This window comes from Mesorhizobium sp. B2-1-1 (assembly GCF_006442975.2).
GTDB lineage: Bacteria > Pseudomonadota > Alphaproteobacteria > Rhizobiales > Rhizobiaceae > Mesorhizobium.
The window spans coordinates 2,252,469-2,272,114 of record NZ_CP083954.1; the positions used below are offsets into that span (position 1 = coordinate 2,252,469).

22 protein-coding genes are annotated in these 19,646 nt (G+C 63.4%); 14 read left to right on the forward strand and 8 right to left on the reverse strand.

Annotation, left to right across the window (positions count from 1 at the left end; all coding sequences use genetic code 11):
* The first annotated feature begins 170 nt into the window (after window positions 1-170).
* Window positions 171-620, forward strand: coding sequence for a GatB/YqeY domain-containing protein (locus tag FJ972_RS11045; RefSeq protein WP_140524847.1), 450 nt, complete (start codon window positions 171-173; stop codon window positions 618-620).
* Between the two features lie 36 nt (window positions 621-656).
* Here FJ972_RS11045 and FJ972_RS11050 read toward each other — a convergent pair whose 3' ends face one another.
* Complete coding sequence (locus tag FJ972_RS11050; protein WP_140524846.1) at window positions 657-1,583, reverse strand: LysR family transcriptional regulator; 927 nt, start codon at window positions 1,581-1,583, stop codon at window positions 657-659.
* 102 nt (window positions 1,584-1,685) lie between these two features.
* On the opposite strand from FJ972_RS11050, the gene FJ972_RS11055 reads away from it, so the two are divergent.
* On the forward strand, window positions 1,686-2,477 hold the full coding sequence (locus FJ972_RS11055; protein ID WP_140524845.1) for an alpha/beta fold hydrolase: 792 nt from the start codon (window positions 1,686-1,688) through the stop codon (window positions 2,475-2,477).
* A 46-nt stretch (window positions 2,478-2,523) separates the two neighbouring features.
* Here FJ972_RS11055 and FJ972_RS11060 read toward each other — a convergent pair whose 3' ends face one another.
* Window positions 2,524-3,513: a hypothetical protein gene (locus FJ972_RS11060; RefSeq protein ID WP_140524951.1), complete on the reverse strand. Its 990-nt coding sequence runs from the start codon at window positions 3,511-3,513 to the stop codon at window positions 2,524-2,526.
* A 290-nt stretch (window positions 3,514-3,803) separates the two neighbouring features.
* On the opposite strand from FJ972_RS11060, the gene FJ972_RS11065 reads away from it, so the two are divergent.
* On the forward strand, window positions 3,804-4,508 hold the full coding sequence (locus FJ972_RS11065) for a DNA helicase (RefSeq protein ID WP_140524844.1): 705 nt from the start codon (window positions 3,804-3,806) through the stop codon (window positions 4,506-4,508).
* 52 nt (window positions 4,509-4,560) lie between these two features.
* Window positions 4,561-5,118, forward strand: coding sequence for a GNAT family N-acetyltransferase (locus FJ972_RS11070; RefSeq protein WP_140524843.1), 558 nt, complete (start codon window positions 4,561-4,563; stop codon window positions 5,116-5,118).
* Window positions 5,119-5,232: 114 nt separating this feature from the next.
* Here the strand turns inward: FJ972_RS11070 and FJ972_RS11075 are convergent, their stop codons facing one another.
* From FJ972_RS11075 to FJ972_RS11090, 4 genes are all read right to left on the reverse strand, one after another.
* Window positions 5,233-6,417: an MFS transporter gene (locus FJ972_RS11075; protein ID WP_140524842.1), complete on the reverse strand. Its 1,185-nt coding sequence runs from the start codon at window positions 6,415-6,417 to the stop codon at window positions 5,233-5,235.
* A 122-nt stretch (window positions 6,418-6,539) separates the two neighbouring features.
* Entirely contained in the window at window positions 6,540-6,749 is a 210-nt protein-coding gene (locus FJ972_RS11080; protein WP_140495915.1) for a DUF2061 domain-containing protein, read from the reverse strand.
* Between the two features lie 219 nt (window positions 6,750-6,968).
* Window positions 6,969-8,630 (reverse strand): Na/Pi cotransporter family protein, encoded by a 1,662-nt coding sequence (locus tag FJ972_RS11085; protein ID WP_140524841.1) that lies wholly within the window; start codon window positions 8,628-8,630, stop codon window positions 6,969-6,971.
* On the reverse strand, window positions 8,627-8,773 hold the full coding sequence (locus tag FJ972_RS11090) for a hypothetical protein (protein WP_181165210.1): 147 nt from the start codon (window positions 8,771-8,773) through the stop codon (window positions 8,627-8,629). Before FJ972_RS11090 ends, FJ972_RS11085 begins: the two co-directional genes overlap by 4 nt.
* A gap of 247 nt (window positions 8,774-9,020) precedes the next feature.
* On the opposite strand from FJ972_RS11090, the gene FJ972_RS11095 reads away from it, so the two are divergent.
* The 8 genes from FJ972_RS11095 to FJ972_RS11130 all read left to right on the forward strand — a co-directional run bounded on the left by FJ972_RS11095 (window position 9,021) and on the right by FJ972_RS11130 (window position 16,556).
* On the forward strand, window positions 9,021-9,416 hold the full coding sequence (locus FJ972_RS11095; RefSeq protein WP_140495913.1) for an RcnB family protein: 396 nt from the start codon (window positions 9,021-9,023) through the stop codon (window positions 9,414-9,416).
* 141 nt (window positions 9,417-9,557) lie between these two features.
* On the forward strand, window positions 9,558-11,492 hold the full coding sequence (gene dnaG / locus FJ972_RS11100; protein WP_140524840.1) for a DNA primase: 1,935 nt from the start codon (window positions 9,558-9,560) through the stop codon (window positions 11,490-11,492).
* 521 nt (window positions 11,493-12,013) lie between these two features.
* Window positions 12,014-14,038, forward strand: a complete 2,025-nt coding sequence (gene rpoD, locus FJ972_RS11105) for an RNA polymerase sigma factor RpoD (protein WP_140495911.1) — start codon at window positions 12,014-12,016, stop codon at window positions 14,036-14,038.
* 209 nt (window positions 14,039-14,247) lie between these two features.
* On the forward strand, window positions 14,248-14,541 hold the full coding sequence (locus FJ972_RS11110; protein ID WP_140495910.1) for a GYD domain-containing protein: 294 nt from the start codon (window positions 14,248-14,250) through the stop codon (window positions 14,539-14,541).
* A 106-nt stretch (window positions 14,542-14,647) separates the two neighbouring features.
* Window positions 14,648-14,917 (forward strand): DUF333 domain-containing protein, encoded by a 270-nt coding sequence (locus tag FJ972_RS11115; RefSeq protein ID WP_140524839.1) that lies wholly within the window; start codon window positions 14,648-14,650, stop codon window positions 14,915-14,917.
* Window positions 14,918-14,937: 20 nt separating this feature from the next.
* Window positions 14,938-15,306 (forward strand): thiol-disulfide oxidoreductase DCC family protein, encoded by a 369-nt coding sequence (locus FJ972_RS11120; RefSeq protein ID WP_140524950.1) that lies wholly within the window; start codon window positions 14,938-14,940, stop codon window positions 15,304-15,306.
* A 168-nt stretch (window positions 15,307-15,474) separates the two neighbouring features.
* Window positions 15,475-16,149 carry a PadR family transcriptional regulator gene (locus FJ972_RS11125; RefSeq protein WP_140516739.1) on the forward strand — a complete coding sequence of 225 codons (675 nt, stop codon included), beginning with the start codon at window positions 15,475-15,477 and terminating at the stop codon, window positions 16,147-16,149.
* Window positions 16,150-16,262: 113 nt separating this feature from the next.
* Window positions 16,263-16,556, forward strand: a complete 294-nt coding sequence (locus tag FJ972_RS11130) for an HlyU family transcriptional regulator (protein ID WP_140524838.1) — start codon at window positions 16,263-16,265, stop codon at window positions 16,554-16,556.
* 76 nt (window positions 16,557-16,632) lie between these two features.
* Here the strand turns inward: FJ972_RS11130 and FJ972_RS11135 are convergent, their stop codons facing one another.
* Both FJ972_RS11135 and FJ972_RS11140 read right to left on the reverse strand, forming a co-directional pair.
* Window positions 16,633-17,835 carry an MFS transporter gene (locus FJ972_RS11135; protein WP_140524837.1) on the reverse strand — a complete coding sequence of 401 codons (1,203 nt, stop codon included), beginning with the start codon at window positions 17,833-17,835 and terminating at the stop codon, window positions 16,633-16,635.
* Between the two features lie 146 nt (window positions 17,836-17,981).
* Complete coding sequence (locus tag FJ972_RS11140; protein WP_140524836.1) at window positions 17,982-18,440, reverse strand: Lrp/AsnC family transcriptional regulator; 459 nt, start codon at window positions 18,438-18,440, stop codon at window positions 17,982-17,984.
* Window positions 18,441-18,611: 171 nt separating this feature from the next.
* Between FJ972_RS11140 and FJ972_RS11145 the strand changes: the two genes are divergently transcribed.
* Both FJ972_RS11145 and FJ972_RS11150 read left to right on the forward strand, forming a co-directional pair.
* Window positions 18,612-19,343 carry an AzlC family ABC transporter permease gene (locus tag FJ972_RS11145; protein ID WP_140495904.1) on the forward strand — a complete coding sequence of 244 codons (732 nt, stop codon included), beginning with the start codon at window positions 18,612-18,614 and terminating at the stop codon, window positions 19,341-19,343.
* The gene (locus FJ972_RS11150) at window positions 19,340-19,639 is read left to right on the forward strand and encodes an AzlD family protein (RefSeq protein WP_140495903.1); all 300 of its coding nucleotides are present in this window, start codon (window positions 19,340-19,342) and stop codon (window positions 19,637-19,639) included. The genes FJ972_RS11145 and FJ972_RS11150 overlap by 4 nt, the downstream gene beginning before the upstream one ends.
* Window positions 19,640-19,646: the final 7 nt, after the last annotated feature.

Genomic DNA, 19,646 nt, shown 5'->3' on the forward strand with positions numbered 1-19,646 from the left:
TCATGCAAGGCCCAGTACATAGGGGAAGGGGGCAGGTCGGTCAATGATGATGGGAAATGCCGCTACGATTTATTTCATTGAGCAATATCATAGGCTTGCCTCGACATATCAGGGTTTGCGTTGGTCCGCACCGGGCGCTATTGTCCGCGCCGACCGAAGGAGAGAGCACGATGCGCGCAAAAATCGCCGAATCCCTGAAGAGCGCGATGAAGGCGCAGGACAAGCACCGGCTGCCGACATTGCGGCTGATCCAAGCCGCCATCCACGATCGCGATATCGCCAATCGCGGTGCCGGCAAGGAACCGGCCAGCGACGAGGCGATCCTGCAGATCCTGGCCAAGATGGTGAAGCAGCGCGAAGAATCGGCCAAGGCCTTCGAAGACGGCAAGCGTCCGGAACTGGCCGCGCAGGAGCGCAGCGAGATGGAGATCATCCGCGATTTCCTGCCGACGCAGCTCGACGATGCCGCCATCACCGCCGCGGCGCGCGAGGCGATCGCGGCGACCGGTGCCGCCAGCCAGAAGGACATGGGCAAGGTGATCGCGGCACTGAAGCAGAAATATGCCGGCCAGATGGATTTCGGCAAGGCAAGCGGCATCATCAAGGGGCTTTTGCAATAGTCGGCGCGTCGAGCGCGAGCGCCAGCGCTCGCCTGCCTATAAAACAACCTTCTGGGGCTCCAACGCGTGGCGCAATGCCGGCGCCTCCTGCTGGATATGATCCCACAAACGGTTGGCGACCGGCCCGTGGGGACGGTCGCGGCGACGCGCAACCACCAGTTCGTCGGTGCGGCCCGGCATATGAGGGCCGGCGATGGACCGCAGGCGTCCATCACGCAGCTCCTCCTCGATCAGGAAGCGTGGCAGGTGGCCCCAGCCGAGGCCCTGCAGGATGATCTCCTTCTTCATGCCCTGGTCGGCGACCAGGCATTGCGGCGCGCCTTCGACCATGAAGTAGTCTTGTTGCGGTGAATGGCGGGCAGTGTCGCGCATCACGCATTGGGTGAGCGCCTGCATCTGGTCGGGTGTGATCGGCGGCTCGATGCGCTCCGGCAGAAAGCCCGGTGCCACCACGGGAATGAACGGCACCTTGCACAAATCGATCCATTCCACCCGCGCATCGCCCTTGTCGATCCAGTGCAGGACCAGATCGGCCTCGTCGTCGAAAAGGCGTTCCCAAGGGCCGCCGACGGCCTCGAAGTGCAGGTGCAGACGCGTGCCGGGACATTGCGCGAAGAACCGCCCGAGCAGGCCCAGCACCTGCGGTCGTGGGCATAGGTCGCCGATCACCACATGAATTTCGCTTTCTTCGCCCATCGAGAGCTGGGCGGCATGCACGCGCAGGCCTTCCACTTCGCGCAGCAGCGATTGCGCCCGGCGGTGGAACGACAGCCCTGCCTCGGTCGGGCGCACGCGATAGCCGCTGCGGTCCAGGAGAACGAGGTCGAGCTGCCGTTCCAGCTTGGCGACAGCGGCGAATACAGCCGGGTGTGAACGATGCAACAGGGCCGCCGCCGGCTGAAAGCCGCCGGTGCGGATCACGGCGTCGAAGCACTGCAGGTCGTGCAAGGTGAAGTCAGCCATGTCAGCTTTGATTACAGAGATTGTCCTCACTTTGTAATATCAACAAAACAACGACATGGCTACGCTCTGTCTCATTCAACCCTTCCAGAAGGATCTTTCATCATGAATGAGCTGAATTTCGTAACTGTTGGCGATGGCACGCGCATCGCCTACCGCTTCGACGGCGATGCGGCAAACCCGGTGCTGATGCTGTCGAACTCCATCGGCACCACACTGCATATGTGGGATGGACAGGTCGGCGAGCTGTCCAGGCATTTCCATCTTCTGCGCTATGATTTTCGCGGCCATGGCGGATCGAGCGTGCCGGCCGGCGCCTATTCGCTCGATCGGCTCGGCGGCGACGTGATCGAGCTGCTCGACGCGCTCGGCCTTGGCCGCGTGCATTTCCTCGGCCTGTCGCTGGGCGGCTTCGTCGGGCAATGGCTCGGCATCCACGCGCCGGAGCGGATCGACCGGCTGATCCTGAGCAACACCTCGTCGCATCTCGGACCGGCACGCCATTTCGACGAGCGCATTGCCGCCGTCCGGCAGGCGCCCGACATGGCCGAAACCGCCGAAACGTTCCTCAACAATTGGTTCCCGGCAAAAATGGTGGCGGCCAACGAGCCCGTCATCGAGGAATTTCGCGCCATGCTGCTCGCCATCGACCGGCAAGGCCTGGCGGGCCTCTTTGCGGCGGTGCGCGACGCCGACCTTCGCCGCACCGTGGCGCTGATCTCGCGGCCGACGCTGGTGATCGCCGGCGAGCACGACACGGTGACGGCGGCCAGCCACAGCGAACTGATCGCCGCGGCGGTGCCCGGCGCGAAGCTGGTCGTCCTGCCGGCGGTTCACCTGTCGAATGTCGAATATCCATCCGGTTTCATGCAGGCGGTGTTCGATTTTCTGCGCTGAGGGATGCGATCCCGTAGACCCCGCATCCCCGGAGCCGGGACGGACCTCACGGCTCCTTGCAGATCGGCACCGGCTGCGGCGGCGCTGCCGGGTGGTCCTTCCTGTATTGGGCAATGATCGGCTCGAGCGTCTTTCGCGGCCAGAATTTCGGCGTGCCGATTTCCTTCAGGCAGGATGCGTTCCAATAGGGGCCAGCGTCCGACAGCGAACGGCCCGCCGCCACGATTTGCGCAACGGCGGCGATGTCGCGCGATTCAGGGTAGATGTAGAGCGTAGTCGGATTGTCCTTCACCATCGGGATGATCTGCTGCGCATCCGCCGCCGACCAACTGGTGCAGCCATTGCTGCGGCCGCCGGCATAATCCACCAGCTTGCCGAACGGCACGTAGCCGTCATGGTCGGCATGCGAACTGGCCGGATCTTTGCGAAGACACATTCCCTTCAACACTTCCGCCGGATGCCCGCCGATCACGCGCTGCCTGGCGTTCGCGGCCTCGCCCTCGCCATCGAACTGCACGAAGGTACGCATGAAAGCCACGTCCTGCTTCGCCGCAGTGCGATAATAGCCTTTGAACGAGGTTTTCGCCTCGCCGGTCATATAGGCGCCGCCGGCGGTCAGTGACGAATCCAGCGCATTGCCGAAGTTCTTCGCGCAGCGCTTGCCATTGGCGAAATCGGCGACGCCCTTCAGATTCCGGCCGCTGCCGTGGCCCGCCGAAACCGCGCGAAACGCCTGGCTGGCCTCGCAGATGATGTAATAACGGTGACCCAGTTTGTTGTTGCCCAGACCGCTAGGGCGCGTTGCATCCATGGCGAAGTAGCAGGGATTCTTAACGGCTCCTGCGCCGACTTTCTTCAGGTAAAGCGCTCGGGCCCGCTCCAGGACCACAGCTGAGATCTGGCCATCACCTTCGCCGACATGGGCCTGCAGCCAGGCCGGAATGGCCGAGGGCGCGGCAAAGGACCGTGCCGTCAAAGCGACGACAACGAGGAAGAGGCTGGCGACGACACCCAGCGGGATAGATCTCAACCGCACCAGACCCGTTCTCCTGTCGAAGCGTTTGTGTTTTGGCGGTGAATCACCCCCGGCACGATCATAAATCGGCTTATGCCGGCCGGCGAAACACATCTTGTTCAGCATTCCCGGCACGTATGCGCGTTTTCGACCCGTCAGCATTGGGGTATTGTCTGATTCCGGCGCGCCCACGCCTCCTCCCTCCGTCGGGAAAGCATCATTCATGCGGGGCAATCCGATCATCGAACCGACTGTTCGAGCACCAAGCATAAGGAGGGGTTGCGAAGACTGCTCGCACCAGGAGGTTTGCGATGATTGCGCCCATTTACCATCTGAAGCGTCAAGCCAGGCTGTTGTCCCGCAAGGAGAAGATTCCGCTCCATCAGGCGCTTGACCGTGTTGCAGCCCGCGAAGGTTTTGCGAGTTGGAGTCTGCTTGCGGCCAAGGCAGCCGAGACGACGGCCGCCGGCAGGCTGTTCTCGCGGCTGATGCCCGGCGACCTGGTTCTGGTCGGTGCGCGACCAGGCCACGGCAAGACGCTGATGAGCCTCGAGCTCGCGGTCGAAGCCATGAAGCGTGGCCATCGCAGCGTGTTCTTCTCGTTGGAATACACGCATCGCGATGTGCTGGACCGGTTTCGCGCCATCGGGGCGGACCCCGCCCAGTTCGACCGATTGTTCGCGTCCGACACTTCCGAAGCCATCAGCGCCGACTACATCGTCGAGGTGTTGGGATCGGTGGCGCGCGGGACGCTCGCGGTCATCGACTATCTGCAACTGCTCGACCAGAAGCGGGAAAATCCGGAGCTGATGGACCAGGTCCGGACATTGAAGGCTTTTGCGCGTGACAGGGGCGTGATCCTGGTCTTCATCTCGCAGATCGACCGCTCCTACGATCCGTCAACGAAGCCGTTTCCCGATATCAGCGACGTTCGGCTACCGAACCCGCTGGATCTGTCGCTGTTCAGCAAAGCGTGTTTCCTCAACAAGGGCGCGATCCGCTTCCAGCCCGCTTGAGCGTTCCAGTGGCCATCGCTATGCCTGCTTGGCCTGCGAGGGAGCATGGATCATGATCGAAATCGTCAAGCCCGGGCTCAAGCATCTGGCGTCCTACAAGGTTGCGCTCGAGCGCGGCTGGTCGCCCGACAATGTACGGCTCATGGAGGCAGCTCGCGAGCAGCTTGCCGCAATCGAGGAGGATCCGGCGGCGTTCCTGGCCAGCCTCGATGATCCCGAGGCCAAGGGGCCGCCGATCACCTTGCCTGACGGCAGACAGGTCCCGCGCCTGCCGGGCTTCAGGCGCTGGATGTGGGACGGCGAGACGTCAGGCTCGATCGGCCTGCGCTGGCAGAAGGGCACGTCGGCGCTGCCGCCGCACGTGCTTGGCCATATCGGCTACGCCGTGGTGCCGTGGAAACAGCGACGCGGCTACGCGACGGAAGCGCTGCGGCTTATGCTGGATGAGGCGAGGGCGGTCGGCCTGGCTCATGTCGACATCACCGCAAAACCTGGGAATCCGGCCTCGCACAAAGTGATCCTGGCCAACGGCGGCAGACTGGTCGAACGTTTCCTCGAAGATGCCGCCTATGGCGGAGCGGAGACCCTGCGGTTCCGCATCGATCTGTAATGCGTTGGAGCTGCGCAGCCGCCGGGCGAGACATGACTGTTCATCGCGTCGTGCTTGCGCCGGTGGACGCCCGGATCAGGCATGATCGGTGGTGGATGTCCTGACGCGGATAATCTACTCAGCCGCTGCCGTCAGCGGTGGCGTGGCGTTGCTGCGCCACTCCCAGATGTGTGAGGCGAGCGCCACCGCGACTGCGACGAGCATCGCCACAGCGCCAAGCAGCGGCAGGCTGCGATAACCGTAACCGCCATTGAGCATGGCGGCACCGAGCGATGCCGCGAGCGCTATACCGACATTGAAGCCGGATGGGATCAGCGAGGAGGCCAGGTTCGAGGCATCCGCAGTCCAGGACAGGATGCGGGTCTGGATCGGCGTACCGATGGCAAAGTTGAGGCCGCCCCAGATGACGATCGCCACGACCATCGGCACGGGATAGGGGCTGACGGCATAGATCACCGCAAGCGTCACCGCCTGCAGGGCCAGCATGGTGATCAGCGAGGGCATCAGCTTCCAGTCGGCTAGCCTGCCGCCGAGGAAGACGCCAAGCGTGGCGCCGACGCCATTGAGCAAGAGCACCCAGGGCACCAGGTTCTCGTCGAGGCCGGTGATCTCAAGCAATGTCGGGGTGATGTAGGTGAACAGGCCGAACTGGCCGATCATCAGCATCAGCATCAGGATCAGCGAGGTCCAGACCTGCTGGCGGGCAAGCACGCGGACCTCGCGGGCGAGGCCGGCGGGTTTGGCCTGATAGCCTGCGGTGCGCGGCAAAAGGGCTGCCATGGCAAGCGTGGCCGCCACGCCCAATGCGCACATAACCCAGAAGGTCGCGCGCCAGCCCCAGATGTTGCCGATGGCAGTGCCCGCTGGCACGCCGATCACGTTGAAGACAGTGAGGCCCGACAGGATGACGGCCACCGCCATGCCGCGCTGGTCCCCGCGCACCAGCCCGACCGCAACCACCATGGCGACGCCGAAATAAGCGCCATGCGCGACTGCGACGGCAATGCGCAGAAGCAGCATCGAGGTGAAGTCGGGCGCCAGCGCGCAGGCCGCCTGACCGATGGTGAAGGCGACCGCGAGGCCGAGCAGCAAGGTTTTGCGCGGCAAGGACTTGGTGGCAAGTGCCAGAAGCGGACCGCCGATGGCGATGCCGCAGGCATAGCCGGAGACGAGATAGCCCGATGTCGGAACCGAAACGCCAAGCCCTTGCGCCACCTGCGGCAGCACGCCGGCGATGACGAATTCGGTGGTGCCGAAAGCGAGGGCAGCGATGAACAGGGCGATGAGCGGAAGCGACATGGCGGGAATTAAATCCTCGAATGCAGGCCTCAAACCACGGATGCGCGCTGCCGGCAATCCAGAAATTTTTGTCGCCGCTTTAGCTTTTCTTGATCTCCGGGTTCAAAATCTTGACCCCGGGTTCAGAACGGGGTCTTGCGTCCATAAGGAACCTTCAGCCATGCCCGCTCATGAAAATAATAGAGCAGCGACTTGGTGAAGACTTCTGTCACGCCGATGGCGGCCGCCAGCTTGACGCTTCCGGTCACCACCAGCGAGATGATCATCGTATCGATGGTGCCGGTCACGCGCCACGAAAGCGCCTTGGCGAAACTGCGCGAATGGGTGTCCATCGATCTCCTCCGAAAGCTTTGGCTGATATGCCTAGCCCGAGCGATGGAAACGCGGCAATGGCAATTTTGCCGCCGAAGGACCGACGCCATGCAATTCTGCCGCAATACAATTTTTTCGGCAGAGTGCGGCGCTCTTCCTTCTGCCCTTGTTTGTTGGGAGGTGGCGTCGCAAAGCGAGGTGGGGATGAGGTGTCTCAAAGAAGGGAGAGATGTCGTTGATCAGCTCGCCTTCAACCTGGATCCGCCGAGGAGGCCGCGTTCTTCCAGCACGGGATAGGCCATCGATGCCAGCAGCGAGTTGATCTGTTTGAGATCGCGGATGGTGTCGAGGTGGATCGAACTGGTCTCGACGCTTTTGGCAGTGCCTTCGCGCAGCCGCAGGAAATGGCTGGCGCTGGTCTCTTTTTCGGCGTCGCGCAGCCGTTCCTTCTCCAGCACCAATTGGCGAGCCGTCTCGGCATCGCGCGACACCAGCACGTTGAAGGCAAGCCGCGCATTGGCGAGCACCGAAGCGTGGAAGGCGCACAGCTCGCTCCAACCCTCGTCGGTGAATTCCAGTCCACGGTCGAACTTCTTCTTCACATGTACCAGCATGTTGCGCACGATGATGTCGCCGACCTGCTCCAGCTTGACGCAGGCGCCGATCAGTTCCTGGCAGCGCAACGCCTCGTCCTCGGTCAGCGGGTTCTTGGTGACCTTGGCGAGGTAGAGCTTGATCGCCGCGTGCTTGCGGTCGACGCGGTCGTCAAGGGCGGCCAGCGCCTTGATCTTGTCAGCATCGGCGCTCTCGTAGAGCTCGATGATGCGCTTGAGCATGATCTCGACCGTCTCGCAGACCCGCACCACCTCGCGGGTGGCATTGGCCAGCGCCTGGCTCGGCACGTCGAGCGCGCTTTCGTTGAGCGCCGAGAGTTCGACGACGTCGAGCGTGGCGGCTGGCGCCTTGGTGCCGAGCGCCACGATCTTCTCCGAGGCGCGGTAGACGAGACCCGCCAGCGGCAGGCCGGCGAGCAGGATCAGCACATTGAACAGGATGTGGGCATTGACGATCTGGTCCGCTGCCGTCGCGCCAAGGAACGCGAAATGCGGCCTGAAGATCATGACCAGGATCAGCATGACCAGCGAGCCAAGCCCGCGCATCAAGAGGTTGCCGATCGGCACGACGCGCACTTCGGGGCCGGAGGAGCGGGTCAGCATGGGCGCGATGATCGACGAACCGAGATTGACGCCCAGGATGAGGACGACGCCGAGTTCGGGCGTGATCAGGCCGCGGCCCGCCAGCGTCGCCATCAACAGGACCGCGGCGATGCTCGATTGGAACAGCCAGGTGATCAGCGCCGCCAGCAGATAGGCGGTGATGGAATCGCCGGAGAAGTAATTGATGATGACCGGCATCAACTGGCTGTTGCGCAGCGGCTCGGATGCCTGACCGATCATTTCCAGCGACAGGATCAAAAGGCCGATGCCGACCAGGATGCGACCGGTCTGGCGCCAGTCGCGCCGCTCGGTGGCCATGAACATGACCGTGCCGGTGATCAGGCAAAGCGGCACCAGCAGCGTGAGATCGAAGGTGAGCAGCTTGACCACCAGAGCCGAACCGATCTCGGCGCCGCGCACGGCCAGTTGCCCGGCCGCGCCCGAGACGATGCCGGAGCCCGCGAAGGAGCCGACCAGCAGCGTGACGGCGGTGGAGCTCTGCAGCGCTATAGCGAGGCCGGTGCCGGCCAGCACCGCCATGACAGGATTGCGCATGGTGGCGCGCAGCTTGTGGCGCAGCACGTCGCCATAGGCGCGCTCGACGCCGGTCTTCACCATGCGCGTGGCAAACAGCATCAGCGCCACGGCGCCGGCCAGATGCAGGAGAACCACGGAGCCGCTCATTGCGGCGCGCCGATACGGACAAGGCCGGCGACACGGGCAGCGCGGCGGTCGGGAGAAAGAGGAGGGGTGCGAATCATGATCATGACGTTGGCCGATAATAGCTCGAATATTTTAGCCGGATAATAAAAATTTGTCGATTTCAAGGGCTCTCCGCGCGCGACGGGCCGTGTCGGAGAATGGACGGATGCCGAAATGGTTGCATGAGCCCCGCCGCCCTGACGCAGCGGATCGGCCGATGTTGCCCCCCGCCCTTCGCCCGGAATTTGCGAGGATGTTCAACCAATCGGCCTAAAGCTTCGGATTTATTACGGAATTGTAATGCTCATGTTCAGTTTCGGTTCATTCTTCGACGGCTATTTCTGCGGCATTGACAACCAAGGAGATTCCTTCATGAAGCGCATTGTTCTTTCCGGTCTTGCTTTCTCGATGCTGGCCGCCACGTCCCTGACGGGCCAGGCCGCACCGCTCAATGCGCCGGTCGCGCCGCAGTCGAACTATACCAATGTCGATTGGCAGAAGCCCACCAACCGGGATGTCAGGAAGCGCGTCATCCAGAAGCGCGTTATCCAGAAGCGTATCATTCAAAAGAAGGTCGTCGTGAAGCGGAACAACTGGCGCAATGGCCAGAAATATTCCGGCTGGCGGCAGCATCAGCCGGTCCGCGACTATGGTCGCTACGGCCTGCATCGCCCGGGCCGTGGCCAGGAATGGATCCGCGTCGGCAATGACTATGTGCTGGTCGGCGCCCTCTCCGGCATCATCTTTGGCGCCATCGCCGCGCAGTAAAGTCCCGATAGTGCCAGACTGGAGGAAGGGCGGCCCGCAACGGCCGCCTTTCCTTTTGCCCTGTGGAAACCGGGCATCGTCAGCATTAGGGGTCGCCGGACTTCGCGGGCATGATTATATGGGGGATAAACGAGTTCCCCGATGCGCTTTCCGCCCGCCTTCCTCGACGAGATACGCGACCGCGTGCCGATTTCGCAGGTCATCGGCCAGCGCGTCGCCTGGGATCGCAAGAAGACCAATGCGTCACGCGGCGATTATTGGGCCTGCTGCCCGTTTCATGGCGAGAAGAGCCCATCCTTCCATTGCGAGGACAAGAAGGGCCGCTACCATTGTTTCGGCTGCTCGGTCTCGGGCGATCACTTCAAGTTCCTGACCGAACTTGACGGACTGAGCTTTCCCGAGGCGGTCGAGAAGATTGCAGACATGGCCGGCGTGCCGATGCCGGTTCGCGACGTGCAGGAGGAGCGGCGCGAGAAGGAACGCGCCAGCCTTACCGACGTCATGGAAATGGCGACTGCCTTTTTCCAGGAGCGGCTACAGGGCGCGGAGGGCGCCAAAGCCCGTGCGTATCTCCGCGACCGCGGACTGACGCCCGCGACGCAGCATGCGTTCCGGCTGGGCTATGCGCCCGACAGCCGCAATTCGCTGAAGGAGCATCTGGCCGCAAAGGGCGTGCCGAAGGCCGATATCGAGGCCTGTGGGCTGGTGCGCCATGGCGACGACATTCCGGTTTCCTATGACTGGTTCCGCGACCGCATCATGTTCCCGATTCCGGATTCGCGCGGCAAGATCATCGCTTTCGGCGGGCGAGCGCTGGCGCCGGATGCGCTCGCCAAATATATGAACTCGCCCGATACCGAGCTCTTCCACAAGGGCAACGTACTCTACAATTTCGCCCGCGCGCGAAAAGCGCTGGCCAAGGGCGGCACGGTCATCGCCGTCGAAGGCTATATGGATGTCATCGCATTGGCGCAGGCCGGCTTCGAGAATGTCGTGGCGCCACTCGGCACGGCGCTTACCGAAAACCAACTCGAACTGTTGTGGCGTATGGCCGCCGAGCCGGTGCTGTGCTTCGACGGCGACAAGGCCGGGCTGAAGGCGGCATGGCGGGCCGCCGACATGGTGCTGCCCGTAGTCCAGGCGGGGCGCACCGCACGCTTCGCGCTGCTGCCGGAAGGCAAGGATCCCGACGACCTGGTCAAGGCGGAGGGGCCGGATGCCTTCCGCGCCGTGCTGGCGGAAGCGCTTCCTCTTGCCGATCTGTTATGGATGCGCGAGACGGCGGGCGGCGTCTTCGACACGCCGGAGCGCCGGGCCGAACTGGAGAAGCGGCTGCGCGAACTGACCAGCCGCATCCGTGATGAAAGCCTGCGATATCACTACCAGCAGGAGATGCGCGAGCGCGTGCTGAACTTCTTCGGTTCTCAGCGCGCAACGCGGCAAGGTCGTCCGGACTGGAAACCGGGGCAGGGCAAGGCGCCCGCTCCCGGCGGACAATTCGCCAAGGCCGGCGGTGGTCGCATCGCCATCACGGAAAGCCTCGGCCAGTCGGCACTGGTCAAGCGCGGCAGCGAAGGCATGTCGGTGCGCGAGGCGACGATCATCGTCGCACTGGTCAACCACCCGGCGCTGATCGACGAGAATTTCGCCCATGTCGAGTTCCTCGATCTCGCAAATTCCGAGCTGAAGCGGCTGCACGGCGCCATCCTCGACGCGATGGCACATGACATGGCCAATGACCGCCACGCCGTGGTGGCGACGATCGAGCGCGCCGGCTGCGCCGAGATCTGGGAGCGTGCCGTCGGCCTGATCAGGCGGGCGCGGCAGTGGCCGGCGCTGGAGACGGCAGCGCTCGAGGATGCCCGCGACGCTCTGAACCAGGCGCTGCACTTGCAGCGCAGCGCGCGCACCTTACATAAGGAGCTGAAACAGGCGGAAGCGGCGATGGATGCGGATCCTTCGGACGAGAATTTCCGCCATCTGATCGAAATTCAAGCGCAATTTCGGGATGTACAAGCGACGGAAGCGCTGATCGAAGGTTTCGGTGTTTCGTCGGGCAGGGCTGGTCGGGCCTGAAGCATGGTTCCGAAAAGCGGGACCCGGTTTTCGGGAACGATCATACTCCAGCAGAAGAAAGGCGGAGCTCATTTCGGCCCGAGGGTTGGGACGGGCTCATGCCAGCAAGTGCAGGAATGACGGCGTTGTCATGGATCTTCTAGAGCCGGACCGCGCTAAGTCGGGTAATTGATTCGCTTTTTTCATGCGAATCATGCGAGAGGCGCTTGACCTTCCGGCAGAATGGCGGAATCAGGACGATTCGAAACGTTAACCCGCACCCGCGTCGACGGGAAAAGCAGCGATGTGAGGTCTTGGTCACTGGACAGGCAGCCAGCCTGCCACAGATATCAGGGTTAATCTGGACTTAATGCATGTCGCCCAAAAATGGAAACCGGTTTTGGGCGACGACAGGGCACCAACAAAGAGATGATGCAGTTATTGGCCCGGTGAAGCGCGTTGCAAAAGCGAGCCCAGCCGATTTGACCGGTCCGACAGCTTGCGCGGCCTCGATGTCGGGCCGCTAGGAGAAGATAAAGACTATGGCGACAAAGGAAAAGGAAGAGGTCGAGACCGAACGCGAAGGCGCCACCGATGGCCCTCTGCTCGACCTTTCCGATGATGCTGTCAAGAAGATGATCAAGGCCGCCAAGAAGCGCGGCTATGTCACCATGGACGAGCTGAATTCGGTGCTGCCCTCCGAGGAAGTGACCTCCGAGCAGATCGAGGACACGATGGCGATGCTGTCCGACATGGGCATCAACGTCGTCGAGGACGACGAGCAGGGCGAAGAGGCCGAGGCCGGCGACACCGCGGCGGATGCCGAGGAAGACGCCAACGAGCTGGCCGAGCAGACCGGCACCGCCGTCGCCGCCACAACCACCAAGAAAGAGCCGACCGACCGCACCGACGATCCGGTGCGGATGTACCTGCGCGAAATGGGTTCGGTCGAGTTGTTGTCGCGCGAGGGCGAAATTGCCATCGCCAAGCGCATCGAGGCCGGCCGCGAGACGATGATCGCGGGCCTGTGCGAAAGCCCGCTGACCTTCCAGGCCATCATCATCTGGCGCGACGAGCTCAACGAATCCAAGATCCTGCTGCGCGAGATCATCGACCTCGAAGCCACCTATGCCGGCCCCGAGGCCAAGCAGGCGCCGGTGGTGGAGCGCGTCGAGGAAGCGCCCAAGGTCGAGGAAAAGCCGCGCCGCGGACGCGACGATGAAGACGACATCACCAATGTCGGCGCCGACACGCGCGGCATCGGAGATGACGACGAGGAGGACGAGGACGAGGCCAGCCTGTCGCTGGCGGCAATGGAAGCCGAGCTGCGCCCGCAGGTCATGGAAACGCTCGACGTCATCGCCGACACCTACAAGAAGCTGCGCAAGCTGCAGGATCAGCAGGTCGAGAACCGGCTGGCCGCGGCCGGCACGCTGTCGCCCAGCCAGGACCGCCGCTTGAAGGAGCTGAAGGATCAGCTCATCAAGGCGGTGAAGTCGCTGTCGCTCAACACGGCGCGCATCGAGGCGCTGGTCGAGCAGCTCTACGACATCAACAAGCGCCTGGTGCAGAACGAGGGCAAGCTTCTGCGTCTCGCCGAAAGCTATGGCGTGCGCCGCGAGGAGTTCCTGAAGGAATATCAGGGCTCCGAGCTCGACCCGAACTGGACGCGCTCAATTGCCAATCTGACCTCGCGCGGCTGGAAGGAGTTCACCAAGAATGAGAAGGACGCGATCAGGGACCTGCGCGCCGAGATCCAGAATCTGGCCACGGAAACGGCCATCTCGATCCTGGAATTCCGCAAGATCGTCAACCAGGTGCAGAAGGGCGAGCGCGAAGCGGCTATCGCCAAGAAGGAAATGGTCGAGGCCAATCTGCGCCTCGTCATCTCCATCGCCAAGAAATACACCAATCGCGGCCTGCAGTTCCTCGACCTGATCCAGGAAGGCAATATCGGCCTTATGAAGGCCGTCGACAAATTCGAGTATCGCCGCGGCTACAAGTTCTCGACCTACGCGACATGGTGGATCAGGCAGGCGATCACGCGTTCGATCGCCGACCAGGCGCGCACCATCCGCATTCCGGTGCACATGATCGAGACGATCAACAAGATCGTGCGCACCTCGCGCCAGATGCTGCACGAGATCGGCCGCGAGCCGACGCCGGAGGAACTGGCCGAGAAGCTCGCAATGCCGCTCGAAAAAGTGCGCAAGGTGCTGAAGATCGCCAAGGAGCCGATCTCGCTCGAAACGCCGGTCGGCGACGAGGAGGATTCGCATCTGGGCGACTTCATCGAGGACAAGATGGCGATCCTGCCGATCGACGCGGCGATCCAGGCCAATCTGCGCGAGACCACCACGCGCGTGCTCGCCTCGCTGACGCCGCGCGAGGAGCGTGTGCTGCGCATGCGCTTCGGCATCGGCATGAACACCGACCATACGCTCGAGGAAGTCGGCCAGCAGTTCTCGGTCACCCGCGAGCGTATCCGCCAGATCGAAGCCAAGGCGTTGCGCAAGCTCAAGCACCCGAGCCGCTCGCGCAAGCTTAGAAGCTTCCTGGATAGCTGAGGCCTACCGATTGTGAAGAGATCAAGGGCGCCCATCGTGGCGCCCTTTTTCTTTGGCGCTCGCCATTGCGGCACGCGCCCTTAGGGAGGATAATTTCGTGTCGGATGCATTTTTCTGGGCGACAGCCCGGGAAGCCCGCCCCGGTCGAGGCCGTGTCGACATCGCCATGGCCTGAGCACCGTGCTCCGTGGCCCCGGAGGAGGCGTGCCATGACGACTTACATCATGCTGATGAACTGGACCGAGCAGGGCGCGAAGAACGTGCGCGAATCCCCCAAGCGCCTCGATGCCGCCAAGACGCAGCTGGGCGAGATGGGGGGATCGTTCAAGTCGTTCTACCTGACCATGGGCGAATTCGACATGGTGGCGGTGGTCGAAGCGCCCGACGATGCGGTGCTGGCGCGTTTCGCGCTGATGCTGGCCGCGGGCGGCAACGTCAAGTCACGGACCCTGAAGGCTTTCCCGGAGCTTGCTTACCGCGAGATCATCTCGTCGCTTGGATGATGCAAATCGGGACGTTCCGGAGCCGATGAGCAGGTGCCGGCTCGACGGCGCCTTGCGGCAAGACGGTGCGCTCCATCGTGATAGAGTGCAGCCAGCGGAGATCGCGATGAAGAAAGTTTCGATATTGGCTATCAGCCTTGCCGCGTGGTCGTCGATGCCGATCGATGCCCACACTGCCCCGCAAAAACCGGTCGGCATGTCCAATCCCGCATCGGTCCATTGCGGAGAGATCGGCGGGCGCCTGATGATCAAGAAGGACAAGGCTGGCAATGAATATGGATTTTGCCGCTTGCCCAATCGGCGGCTGTGCGAAGAGTGGGCGCTGTTTCGCGACAACAAATGCGTCGGGCCGAAGACGGCGATGGGCCTGAAGTGATCGATAGCAGAACCAGGCCATTGCTGACCGTCTGGTACAACACGCGCTGCCCGGTCTGCGATGCCGGCATTGCCAGGCAGAAGCGGCGGTTGATCGAGGCGGTCAAGGCCGGGCGGATCGAATTTCGCGACATCAATCATGAACCGGCAGCCTTGGCCGGATTTGGCGCTTCGCTGGAAGACATCCGCCGCCGGCTGCACGCGACCGATGCTCAGGGCAGGCTGCTGGTCGGCGCCGATGTCGCCATCGCCGTGTGGGCGCTGACGCCGGGCGAGGGCTGGCTGGCAAAGCTGCTCGGCAACGCCCTTACGCTACCGCTCGCTCGCTTCGGCTACGACCGCTTCGCCGACCTGCTCTATGCCTGGAACCGGCGCAACGGCCGCTGGTAGCGCCGGCTACTCCAATCATGATGAACGCATGTTCGAGCGCGACCGACGGATCGGCGTCCGACAGATGCTGTTCGCTTCCGGCCCGATACATCGTAAGATATATCTTGACTCCACGCTGGCGTGTGCCTAGCTAAGATATGTCGTAAGATATAACTCAAGGAGCAATCAATGCACGGACACAATCATTTTGGCGATCGCGCCGAGCGCGTCTTCATGCACATGGCCGGCAAATTTGGCGGCAGAGGCGGGGGCGGCGGCTTTGGCCCGTTCGGCCATGGCAGGGGCGGCGGACGCGGCGGCCCGGGCGACATGTTCCGCGCCGGGCGCATGCTGGCCGACGGAGACCTCAAGCTGATCACGCTGTCGCTGCTGGCCGAGGCGCCACGCCATGGCTATGACATCATCAAGGCCTTGGAGGAGCGCACCAGCGGCATCTACAGCCCGAGCCCGGGCGTGGTCTACCCGACGCTGACCTTCCTGGAAGAGGCAGGCTATGCCGTGTCCTCGAGCGAAGGCAACAAGAAGGTGTTTTCGATCACCGAGGCCGGGCAGGCGCATCTTGCCGACAACCGTGAGATGATCGACGGCGTGCTAGACCATCTCGAGCGCTTCGGCCGCAAGATGGCCAAGGCGCGCGACTGGTTCGGCTGGAACGACGATAGCGAGGATCGGCGCGACGGCCGAGGCGGCCGTTCGGAAAAGCGCGACGAATTCCGTGCGCTGCGCCACCGGCTGCGCGCCGCGCTGAGCGACATCGTCGATGCGCCGGCGGACAAGCAGGCCGAGGCGATGAGCATCCTCGAAGACGCCGCCGCGGCGCTCGAAGCGCTGTCGCGCAAATAACCCGGCTTCGGTCCAACCGGCACGGCCCTTGCCCGTTCAGGCAAGGAGCGATAGTGAAATTCATCCCGCGCCAGATTATGTGGTGCGGGATGAATGCTGTTGGAGGAAGTCCGATGTCTTTTCTGAAGCGTCTTTTCGGCGGTGGCGGTGATGAAGCGGCCGAGCCAAAGAGCGCCGCACCGGCCAAGCAGGTCGAGCACGAGGGTTTCACGATCAGCGCCACGCCCTACAAGGCCGATGGCCAGTACCAGACCTGCGGCGTCGTCTCCAAGGATGTCGACGGCGTCCTGAAGGAACACAGATTCATCCGCGCCGACCGCTTCGCCGGGTTGGACGATGCCGTCGACATCTCGATCAAGAAGGGCATCCAGCTCGTCGACGAGCAGGGCGAGCGGATGTTCGGGTAGGCGCCGACGAACAGCTCAAGAATTCGACAGACCCGAGGGCCGGCCCAGATCCTGGGCCGGCCCTTTCGTTTGCTCGCTATGCCGGCTGCAACGCTCTGCGCGGCAGTGGCGGGAAGGCGATGGCGATGCCTGCCGCACCCAGCCCGATGAGGGCCGAACCGATGAACAGCCAATGGTAGTTGGCGTAGGCGTCGAACACCATGCCGCCGGCCAGCGGGCCGAGCGCCATGCCGAGGCTGGACAGCATGGTCGCGGCGCCGAACACGGTGCCCAGGATGCGCTGGCCGAAATATTCGCGCGCCAGCACCGCGTAGAGGGGCATGACGCCGCCATAGGTGGCGCCGAAGACGACGGCCAGCATGTAGAACTGGTCGAGCTGGCTGACCGAGAGATAGGCGGCGATCACCACGGCCTGGATCAACAAGCCGGCGATCAGCACCGGCTTGACGCCAAGCCTGTCGGCGAGCACGCCATAGAGCAGACGCCCGCCAAGCCCGGCAAGGCCCTCGACGCTGTAGATCGAGACGGCGGCCATGGGCGCCACGCCGCACAGCATGGCATAGCTGACCATGTGGAAAATCGGCCCCGAATGCGCCGCGCAGCAGGCGAAGAAGGTCAGCCCCAGCACGATGAATTGCGGCGAGCGCAGCGCTTGGCCGACGCTCAGGCCGGCGCCCTCGGCAACCGGCGAGGAGCCGGTGTCGGTTAGGACAGGCTTCGGTGGCTGGCGCACCAGAAGCACCGCCGGCAGGAGCAGCACCCAAGCCATGATGCCGATGTCGAACATGGCGGTGCGCCATTCATAGGCCGAGATCAGCCAGCGGGCGAAGGGCGAGATCGTCATCGGCGCGACGCCCATGCCGGCCGAGACCAGCGACACGGCAAGGCCGCGATTGGTGTCGAACCAGCCTGTTGTAAGCGCGATCATCGGTGCGAAGAAGGCGCTGGCCGCGAGCCCGACGAGCACGCCAAAGGTGATCTGGAAGGTGATAAGCGAGCCCGCGCGGCTGGCCAGCACCAAGGCCAGGCCGAGAAGCAACGCGCCGATCGTGACGACGATGCGGGCGCCGAAGCGGTCCGACAGCGCGCCCCAGGCGAAGCCGCCAAGGCCCATGACCAGGAAATTGAGCGTCATCGCGCTCGATATGCCGGCGCGTGACCAACCGGTATCGAGCGCCATCGGCTCGAGGAAGATCGCCAGCGAAAACATCGTGCCGATGGCGACACAGGACATCAGCGCGCCGGCCGCGACAATGACCCAACGATAGGAAAGGTTCATGGTTTTCTCCCATGCCGTAAGGCATTTGTTGTGCGGCACGGCCTGACTTGGCCTGCCGCTTGCGTCCGAAGGACGCCGGCGCCGGCACCAATCCTACAATCCGGTTGCATTTTTTATCCAGTCCGGGATGGGCCATTCCCCGGCGCCTAGATCGGCAGTTCCGATGTGTATTTGATGGTCTGGCTGGGAACGTCGGTCTTGACGTTCTGCACGCCCCTGATGCGGCTGAGATGTTCCGACTGGAAGCGGCGGTAGTCGTCGATGCCGGCCGCCACCACGCGCACCATGGCGTCGCAGTCGCCGAGCATCAGATAACATTCCATCACCTGCGGCAGCTTGGCCACTTCGGTGGCGAAATGCTCGATCGTGTCTTCGTCCTGCGCTTTCAGCCAGATGCGGGTGAAGAAGGTCAGGCCCTTGCCGATGCGGGCCGGATTGAGCACTGCGACGTAGCGGTCGATGACGCCGGCCTCCTCCAGGAGCTTGACGCGACGCAGGCACGGCGACGGCGACAGGCCGACTTCAGCGGCCAGTTCATTGTTGGCCATGCGCCCATCGCGCTGCAGCGCCCGCAGGATGCGCCTGTCGATCTCGTCAAGTTTCATGGCTCTAAATTCCGTTTCTCTGGTGATTAATGGTACAAGATGCCAAAATTTGATGAAAGACAACAATCTTCGCAACCAAATTGCGAGGCCTGGCGGCTATGGTCGCCCTGACATCAGCGACATCCAACGGAACCGGCAGAGGCGGCCGCGCGGCGCGGCCGGAGGAAGATCATGAGCATTGCGAGATCGGCGGCGGGCGGCGGATTGAACTCCGAGTTCCGGCGGGGCGTGGCCTCCTGCGCGCCCGTGCTGTTCGGCACCATCCCTTATGCGCTGGTGCTTGGTGCACAGGCCACACAGAGAGGGCTCAGCACCGCAGAACTGTCGCTGCTGACGGGACTGAACTTCGCTGGCGGCTCGGAATTCGCGGCGATCCAGCTGTGGACGTCGCCGCCGCATGTCCTGCTCATCGTCGCCATCACCTTCCTGGTCAACAGCCGCCATCTCCTGATGGGGGCGGCACTGGCGCCGTTCCTGCGCGACCTGCCGCGGCGCAAGGCGTTTTCCGCGCTGTTCTTCATGTGCGACGAAAGCTGGGCGCTCGGCCTGGCCGACGCCAAACGGCGCGCCGCCGACGGCGTCGCGCCGGCCTTCAGCCGGCGCTACTATATGGGCGCGGCACTGGCGATGTACCTGACCTGGGTGGCCTTCACCATAATTGGCGCCTTGCTCGGCCCGGTGCTGGGCGACGCCGAGACCTACGGCTTCGACATGGCGTTCGCGGCCGTCTTCCTGGTACTGCTGCGCGGCATGTGGAAGGATGTTGCCGCTGCGCGGCCGTGGCTGGTCAGTCTGATCATCGCGGCGCTGACCTACCTTTTCGTTCCCGGCGCCTGGTATGTAGCGGCGGGCGCGCTGGCGGGGCTGGTCTCGGCCTGGCTGTTGTGGAGGGATGAGGCATGATCGACGCGCAGACGCTTCTCACCATCGTGCTGATGGCCGGTGTCACGTACCTCAGCCGCGTCGGCGGCTATGTCGTGCTGCGCAATCGGGTGCTCAGCGCGCGGGCAACGGCCGTGATGGAGGCGGCGCCCGGCTGCGTGCTGATCTCGGTGATCGCGCCTGCCTTCGTCTCGAAAAACCCGGCCGATCTTCTGGCTCTGGCCGTCACGCTGATTGCCGCCACGCGATTTTCGATGCTGCCGACCGTGCTGATCGGGGTCGCTTCGGCGGGACTGCTGCGGCACATCATTGGATAGGCCAAAA

Excerpts from the sequence above, each read along its gene's own strand:
- FJ972_RS11080 (WP_140495915.1), bottom strand. The coding sequence starts at position 6,749 with ATGGACACCCATTCGCGCAGTTTCGCCAAGGCGCTTTCGTGGCGCGTG.
- FJ972_RS11050 (WP_140524846.1), bottom strand. The coding sequence starts at position 1,583 with ATGGCTGACTTCACCTTGCACGACCTGCAGTGCTTCGACGCCGTGATC.
- FJ972_RS11125 (WP_140516739.1), top strand. The coding sequence starts at position 15,475 with ATGCACGGACACAATCATTTTGGCGATCGCGCCGAGCGCGTCTTCATG.
- FJ972_RS11135 (WP_140524837.1), bottom strand. The coding sequence starts at position 17,835 with ATGAACCTTTCCTATCGTTGGGTCATTGTCGCGGCCGGCGCGCTGATG.
- rpoD (WP_140495911.1), top strand. The coding sequence starts at position 12,014 with ATGGCGACAAAGGAAAAGGAAGAGGTCGAGACCGAACGCGAAGGCGCC.
- FJ972_RS11055 (WP_140524845.1), top strand. The coding sequence starts at position 1,686 with ATGAATGAGCTGAATTTCGTAACTGTTGGCGATGGCACGCGCATCGCC.
- FJ972_RS11065 (WP_140524844.1), top strand. The coding sequence starts at position 3,804 with ATGATTGCGCCCATTTACCATCTGAAGCGTCAAGCCAGGCTGTTGTCC.
- FJ972_RS11115 (WP_140524839.1), top strand. The coding sequence starts at position 14,648 with ATGAAGAAAGTTTCGATATTGGCTATCAGCCTTGCCGCGTGGTCGTCG.
- FJ972_RS11075 (WP_140524842.1), bottom strand. The coding sequence starts at position 6,417 with ATGTCGCTTCCGCTCATCGCCCTGTTCATCGCTGCCCTCGCTTTCGGC.
- FJ972_RS11140 (WP_140524836.1), bottom strand. The coding sequence starts at position 18,440 with ATGAAACTTGACGAGATCGACAGGCGCATCCTGCGGGCGCTGCAGCGC.
- FJ972_RS11150 (WP_140495903.1), top strand. The coding sequence starts at position 19,340 with ATGATCGACGCGCAGACGCTTCTCACCATCGTGCTGATGGCCGGTGTC.
- FJ972_RS11130 (WP_140524838.1), top strand. The coding sequence starts at position 16,263 with ATGTCTTTTCTGAAGCGTCTTTTCGGCGGTGGCGGTGATGAAGCGGCC.
- FJ972_RS11085 (WP_140524841.1), bottom strand. The coding sequence starts at position 8,630 with ATGAGCGGCTCCGTGGTTCTCCTGCATCTGGCCGGCGCCGTGGCGCTG.
- FJ972_RS11070 (WP_140524843.1), top strand. The coding sequence starts at position 4,561 with ATGATCGAAATCGTCAAGCCCGGGCTCAAGCATCTGGCGTCCTACAAG.
- FJ972_RS11045 (WP_140524847.1), top strand. The coding sequence starts at position 171 with ATGCGCGCAAAAATCGCCGAATCCCTGAAGAGCGCGATGAAGGCGCAG.
- FJ972_RS11095 (WP_140495913.1), top strand. The coding sequence starts at position 9,021 with ATGAAGCGCATTGTTCTTTCCGGTCTTGCTTTCTCGATGCTGGCCGCC.
- dnaG (WP_140524840.1), top strand. The coding sequence starts at position 9,558 with ATGCGCTTTCCGCCCGCCTTCCTCGACGAGATACGCGACCGCGTGCCG.
- FJ972_RS11145 (WP_140495904.1), top strand. The coding sequence starts at position 18,612 with ATGAGCATTGCGAGATCGGCGGCGGGCGGCGGATTGAACTCCGAGTTC.
- FJ972_RS11110 (WP_140495910.1), top strand. The coding sequence starts at position 14,248 with ATGACGACTTACATCATGCTGATGAACTGGACCGAGCAGGGCGCGAAG.